Here is a 6,112-nt window from a genome sequence, read left to right as displayed (position 1 = left end):
CGCAGCAGCACCCTGCCCGGGTCGGTGTCGCCGCGTTCGATCGTGGCCTGCTGCCGGTCACACGCGGCCAGCAACAACATCCGCGGCACCCGCGGTGCGCCTTCCAGTTCGAACACGTCCACCGGCAGGCGGCCGTTGGTGTTGAGGAACCGGGCCACCTGCCGGGTGCGCGCCTTGATGACGTTGGCCGGTAGATACTTCCCGCCAGGGATCGCCTCCCGAATCTGATCCCACTCCTGCGGGGTGCGCTTGCGCGGGTCGGCCGGCCAGGATGCGAGGACTCCGGCGGTCAGACCGGCACGCCACGTCACCGAGCGCAGCGCACGCCCGGCCTGCTCCTGAGCCATCCGCACGATCCGGTCATTGACCCGAACCCCCGCCGGGGCGGTGGTGGTCCAACCCAGCCGCCGCAACGCCATCCACGCGTTCGACGGCAACCTCCGCCCACCCGCGTCCACACCGCAGGCCAACACCCGCACATCCGCGGCGTTCCACCGCTGCGCCAACAGCCCAGAAACCATGCCCGCCACCAGATCGGCGCACCAGCCGACACGCTCGGCCAACACCGCCTGGGACACAACCTCGCCGGACTTCTCATCCACACCCGCGCGCACAAAAGCGCGGACACACGCGGTCCGGGACGCCTCGCCCTCAGCCAGCGACACCGCCCGACTCACCCGCCACCAACCTCACCACGCCCAGACCCGGGCCAGCACGCACACGACCGCCACACGACAGCACTCACCGCCAGCACAGACCCCCACCGCCCGCATCAAACCAGAAGACACCGACACCCACGACCGGACCACGATCACTGACGATCCTTAACCAAATCCCTCAGCCTGCCCTCCGGCGGTGACACCAGCTATCCGGGGCTGGTCTGGCACGACGATCTGCTGAGAGTCAGCTACTACTCCTCGCACGAGGGGCGCACCTGCGTCTATCTCGCCGAGGTGGTGATCGGGCCGGCCCGCCGGTGACAGCGGCGTCCGCGTCCGCATCGTCGCCGCGTCTCACCCGCCAGTAGTGTCCGTCGTTGCGGTGACCAGCCAGAACGCTCCCGTCAGCTGCACACCGCCGGGTTGCTCGTAGCCGCTCAGCGCGGTGGTGAGCGCGACCCGCGCTCGGGTGACGGCCTCCTGGTCACCGTTTTCCCGCAGCGCGCGTGCCGGTCCGGTGCCGAGCACCAGCTCCGCGGCGTCGGCGGCGTCACGTCCGTAGGTCATCACCGGGTCGCGGCCGGTGATGACGATGTTCCGAAAGCCGGCCCTGGTCAACAGTTCTTCGATGCGTTGCGGGTCGGCCAGGGAGAACATTCCCGGCTCGTACCCGGCACTTCGGTCGGTGCGCGGGGCGCGGCCGCCGAGGGCGGTCATGAACACGGTGAACCACTGCTGCTCCTCGGCGGCTCGCGCGCAGATGAACGCCAGGCGCCCGCCCGGCCGCAGGGCGTGCGCGACGTTGGTGAAGGCCGCCACCGGGTCGGCGAAGAAGGTCAGCCCGCCGCGGCTGATGGCGACGTCGAACTCGCCTGGCGCAAACGGGTGCACCTGCACGTCGCCCTGCTCGAACCGGACGTTCGTCAGCCCTTCGCTGACGGCGTGGGCCCGCGCGGTGTGCAGCATCGGACCGGACAGGTCGACGCCGAGCGCGTAGCCGTCCCGGGCGCGCCGGGCGGCCAGCCGGGTGGTCTGGCCGTTGCCGCAGCCGAGGTCGAGCACCCGGTCGGCCGGGCTGATCCGGGCTGCCGTCAGGAGCGGTTCGTTGAGCTCCCCGCTCACCGCGTCCCAGTGGGCGGCGTGGTCGGCCCAGTGCCTGCCTTCCGGCCCGTTCCACGCCTCGGCCTGCGCCACGTTGACGATCGCCTGCATGTGCCACCTCCGAAGGGATTGCCGGGTGACCGGCCATACTCGGACACTCGTACGATGTCGAACACGATGTCCGAGTATCGTCACGGGCAGGACGCCGGTTCAACGACCAGAACGCCGCCACCATCCGTTACCGGACATCGGTCGGCAATTGTTCGGAAGCGAGGGGTGCGAGATGCCGGGGCAGGATCGGCGCGTCCGGCGCAGCCAGCGGCTGCTGCGTGAGGCGCTCGTCGCCCTGATCGGGGAGAAGGGCTACGACCGGATAACGGTGCAGGACATCCTCGACCGCGCCGACGTGGGACGCTCCACCTTCTACGCCCACTACCGGGACAAGGACGATCTGCTGCTGGCCGGCTTCGACGACCTGCGCACCGACCTGAAGCGCGATCTGGACGCCCTCAGTCCCGGCGTGCCGGCCCATCCGACCAGCCCGACCGGCGTGATCTTCGCCCACGCCTACCGCCACCGGGACATCTACCGGGCGCTGTGCGGCCGGCGCGGCGGCAGCGTGGTGGAGCGCCACCTGCACCGGCTCATCAGCGACCTGCTCCGCGTCCATCTGCGCCCGCACCTCGAAGCCGCCCGCAGTGACCTGCCGGTCGACGTCGCCGCCGCGTTCTACACCGCCGCCGCACTCGGCCTGCTCACCTGGTGGGTCGACCAGGACTTCCGGCCCGGCCCCGCCACCCTCGCCAGCATCTATCAGCGGCTGGCCGCACCCGGCCTGCTCGCCGCGCTCACCCCGCCGGCGGCCGAGCCACCACCCTCGACCTGACGGGCGCAGGTCCGGTCGGACGGCGGCATCCCGGGCGTTCGGCCGGCGTGCGACCGATTATCAGTGCGCTACCGGGGAAGACGGCTCGCGTGTCCGAGCCGCTGGAACTTGCCCGAAGCGCGATCCACAGAACTCATCAGGCTGCCGTGCGGTACCGCGATGACTCGCTGCACCAGGCGGCCAGGGACATCACTCTCGCCGCCCGCAGCATGGGCTACGAGCTGGGGCCGGTCGAGGAGTTCCGGCCATGCCCGGTGTGCGGTGCCGAGCCGGGGGCACTCTGCATCAGGACACCCGGGCACGACATCGTCAACGGCGCCCATCCGGAGCGGAGTCAGGACGAGAGCACATAGGCGGGCTGCTGCGGCTATTCAACCGCTGGCCCACCGCTACGGCACCGTGGTGTCATCGAATCGCAGGCCGCTGGAGCCTTCGCCCCGGCCTGGGCCCTTGCGCCGGCCGCGCCACAGATGGGTACGGCCGTCCGCCGCGCGCCCGAGCGTCCAGAGCCGGGTGAGCACCACCCCCGCACGGGGCACCTCCTCGTCGTAGACGTCCAGCGCGGTACCCGGTTCCAGCAACCTGCCCTGCGCCGGGATCGGGCTGCGGTCCGCCGGGTCGCGCATCGCTCCCCGGGCCAGCCAGCGCGCCGCGACCGCCCCGCTCGGGTCCCGGTCGTACTTCGGCAGCAGCGGGATCCACTGTCGGGGCACCGGCGTCTGCAGCAGGTACCGCCGCATGCCGTCGCCGGGCGGCGTGGCGTCCGCGCGCCGGTTGACCTCGTCCTCGTGGCGGTCGACCGGGCGCCCGGTACGGCTCTCCACGGTCTTCTCCACCGCCCAGGCCATGTTCGCCAGTTCGTCGCGCAGCAGGACGACCTCCTCGACCGGCGACGACTCGTGGGTGGCCGGCAGCGCGTCGAGCAGCAGCAGGGCGTTGCCGTTGTCGGCGCTGCCGTCGTCGCGGGTCAGCTCGAACATCCGCCAGTCCGTACCGGCACCGTTCCCGAATGGCGTGACCTGGGTCGACACGCCGAACGCGTCGGTGACGGTCACCGTGGCAAGCTCGCACAGCGCGCCGACGGGCAGCGCGTCCAGCGGCACGGTGAACCAGTCGTTGCCGTACACGGTGGCGAATTCGACCAGGACCAGGGTGAGCAGTTCGCTGGGCGCGGCCGCGACGGATCCGAAGTCGACGCGGCCGTCCTCGATCTCCCACCAGCGCGGCACCGGCATGCCGGGGAAGCTGACCGGGTTCGGCAGCACGGTACGGGTGAACGACGACGGCCCGCGTCCCGCTGCCGGCGCGCCGAGCGGTGTGGTGGACGCCGGGGTGCGCCGGGTGAAGGAGTACCAGTCGAGGTGGCCGCCGTCGTGCTGGGGCGCGTCCAGCACCAGGTTTCCCGAGCCGGCGGAGAACGCGTACTCCATGCGCTGGCGGTCCCAGGCGAACGCGTCGGAGGCGGGCTCGCTGATCAGGTCGGCGCACCAGGCGTACCACTGCTGGACGGCGGTCATGACGGCGGCCCGGTCGTTGCCGTCGATCGGCGGCTTCTTCGGCAGCGCGGGGCGGCTGCCGAGGACGGTCTGGAAGTCCGCGTAGATGCGCCCGCCGTCGGGCGCGCGGCCGTCGGTGACGGTGAGGAACCGTCGGGTGCGCGCGTCGAGGTTCGACACGTCGGCCGGCGTCTGGAGCGGGTATTCGCGCAGGAACCGGGCCCGGTAGTCGTCGATCCGGCTCGGGTCGCGCAGGTTCGCTTTGATCAGCCGGAGCAGGTGCAGGCCCGCCTCGGCGGCCAGTCGCAGGTCGTCGAAGGGGCCGGTGGTGCTCCCGAGCGGCGGCATGACCCGCTCGCGCTCGGCCAGGGCTTCCAGCGGCACCCCGGCCGGCACGTCGGCCGGCTGCCCGCCGTACGGTTGCCAGCGCGCCAGCGGCGTCGTCGCCCCGGTCACCGTCACCGACACCGGTGACCCGGCGTCCGCGCCGCGCAGTTCGAGCAGCTGCCACTGCCGGCCGAGCAGCCACAACGGGTCGTACACCTGGGCCTGCAGCCCGAGCCGCAGCCCCTCCTGCAGGTCCTCGGTGCGGGCGTGCGGCTCCAGCCGGGTCCAGGCGGTGATCGAGGCGCGGCTCTCGATGAGGATGCCGGCGTGCTGGTCGGGGACGCTGGCACCCCACTCGCTGGTGACGATGACGTCCCGCGCGCCGGTGGTACGCAGGCCGCCCAGCTCCGGCAGCCGCACGATGATCTCGGTGTCGCTCCATGACAGCACCACCGGGTGGTTGCCGTTGTTCGCGTCCTTCGGGTCGACCAGTTGGAGTGATCCACCGGCCTGCGGGCCGAAGGCGCGGCCCTGCACGGTGACCGTGCCGCCCGGCGCGGGGCTGCCCGGCTGCACGGCGGTGACCTGGGGCAGCTCGCCGAGCAGGAAGTCGGCGGCGCCACTGCGCCCCCAGGGCGCGCTCACCACGATGCCGCGGCTGCCCGCACCGCCGAGCGCGGGCAGCGTTGGCACCCGTACCGTGATCGACGTCGGACTCCAGGTGACCACCTGCGCGGGCACGTCCTGCGGCCCGGGGGCCTGGAACAGCACGGCCGAGGCGCTGCTGCGTCGACCGAAGCCCTGGCCGGTGAGGGTGATGGTGTCGTTCTGCAGGCCGCGCGCCGGATTCACGCCGGCGATGGCCGGCGGCGACTCCTCCTCGATGAGGAACGCCCGGGCTGCGCTGTCGCCGCCGTCGGTGTGGACGGTGAGCTCCAGCGGGCCGCCGGAGCCGAACGAGGTCAGCGACGGCACGCGGACGTGGATCGTGGTGTCCGACCAGTCGTCCACGGTGCCGGCCACCGGCGCGGCCCCGTCGAGCGGTAGCCGGAACCGGACCACCGACGCGTCGGTGCGGGCGCCGAACGCGCCGGACAGGGTCAGCGCGGTACCGGCGGTCCCCGACCCCGGGGTGACCGAGTCCAACCGTGGCGCGTCAGGCATGTCGTCGTCCCTCTTGAGCGGTGTGCCAGGTGGTGCAGGCGTTGGGTAGGCGCGGCGGCCGCCGGTGGCGGCGCGACGCGTGGGGATCAGCCGAGCGGGGCGCCGCGGCCGTTGAGGAAGTCGGTGGCCACGGTCACGCCCTTGGCGTTGTAGGCCAGGTAGGTGGCCGGCACGAAGTGGCCGGCCTCCTGCAACGCGTCGAGGTCGACCATCCGGATCCGGGCGAGGTCGAGGGTGTCGTCGACGGTGGCGCGCAGGGTGTCCAGCGTCCAGTCCTCCCCCACACGCGGCGGTACGGCCAGCACGATCGCCTGCGGTGGCGCGGCGTTCGGCTGGTCGTAGTGCAGCGCCAGCCCGGTGGTCTTGGCCGCCGCCGGCAGCACCTCGCTGTACTCCTCGACGACCAGGCCGGCCACCGTGCCGCCGGCCGGGACCGGGCCGGCGGGCAGCAGCGCGACCAGCGACACCCGGCCCGCCGG

General features: G+C 72.5%; 6 protein-coding genes. 2 read left to right on the top strand and 4 right to left on the bottom strand.

From position 1 onward, the window contains the following. Both ACWEVO_RS27410 and ACWEVO_RS27405 read right to left on the bottom strand, forming a co-directional pair. Positions 1 to 677: hypothetical protein (locus ACWEVO_RS27410; RefSeq protein ID WP_452310380.1), on the bottom strand; the 677-nt coding region annotated here is incomplete at its 3' end. A 336-nt stretch (positions 678 to 1,013) separates the two neighbouring features. Continuing rightward, a complete protein-coding gene (locus tag ACWEVO_RS27405) occupies positions 1,014 to 1,871 on the bottom strand; it encodes a class I SAM-dependent methyltransferase (protein ID WP_452310379.1) in 858 nt (285 codons plus the stop codon). Positions 1,872 to 2,043: 172 nt separating this feature from the next. Between ACWEVO_RS27405 and ACWEVO_RS27400 the strand changes: the two genes are divergently transcribed. Continuing rightward, positions 2,044 to 2,646: a TetR/AcrR family transcriptional regulator gene (locus tag ACWEVO_RS27400; protein ID WP_452310378.1), complete on the top strand. Its 603-nt coding sequence runs from the start codon at positions 2,044 to 2,046 to the stop codon at positions 2,644 to 2,646. Positions 2,647 to 2,792: 146 nt separating this feature from the next. Beyond that, positions 2,793 to 2,999: a zinc finger domain-containing protein gene (locus tag ACWEVO_RS27395; RefSeq protein ID WP_452310377.1), complete on the top strand. Its 207-nt coding sequence runs from the start codon at positions 2,793 to 2,795 to the stop codon at positions 2,997 to 2,999. 36 nt (positions 3,000 to 3,035) lie between these two features. Here the strand turns inward: ACWEVO_RS27395 and ACWEVO_RS27390 are convergent, their stop codons facing one another. After that, positions 3,036 to 5,633 (bottom strand): IPT/TIG domain-containing protein, encoded by a 2,598-nt coding sequence (locus tag ACWEVO_RS27390; RefSeq protein WP_452310376.1) that lies wholly within the window; start codon positions 5,631 to 5,633, stop codon positions 3,036 to 3,038. Positions 5,634 to 5,719: 86 nt separating this feature from the next. After that, a partial coding sequence (locus ACWEVO_RS27385; RefSeq protein WP_452310375.1) for a hypothetical protein occupies positions 5,720 to 6,112 on the bottom strand: 393 nt, incomplete at its 5' end.

The organism is Micromonospora sp. NPDC003776 (assembly GCF_053605645.1).
Note: the sequence above shows the minus strand (reverse complement) of the source record. Positions and strands in the feature narration are given on the sequence as shown.